This window comes from Paenibacillus sp. EKM206P, from assembly GCF_011066155.1.
Classification (GTDB): Bacteria; Bacillota; Bacilli; order Paenibacillales; family Paenibacillaceae; genus Paenibacillus; species Paenibacillus polymyxa_D.
Genome location: NZ_JAAMNQ010000106.1, coordinates 1 through 287 on the forward strand (window position 1 = coordinate 1; position 287 = coordinate 287).

At 59.6% G+C, this 287-nt stretch carries 1 protein-coding gene; it reads right to left on the bottom strand.

Annotation, left to right across the window (positions count from 1 at the left end; all coding sequences use genetic code 11):
* Window positions 1-287 (bottom strand): AMP-binding protein (locus G9G53_RS25920; protein WP_165150908.1); only part of this gene is annotated, 287 nt, incomplete at both ends.

Here is a 287-nt window from a genome sequence, read left to right on the forward strand (position 1 = left end):
CCTTCGGAGTCCGCCCCTCTGTCGCCCCAAACGAAATCGTCCAATTCGAGGCGCGTTCCTGCGAAGTCGGTCTTCTCATGCAGATGCTTTTGAATCAGCAACAACGGCGCGCCCGAATCCTCGATCATAAAGCGGATACGCTCCTCCGGGTAGTCGGGATCGACAGGCACGTAGGCTCCGCCCGCTTTGAGAATCGCCAGAATGCCGACAACCATATCGAGCGAGCGTTCGGCCAGAATCGCTACCAGTTGGTCCGCTTCTACTCCCGTCTCCCGCAGCTTCCGCGC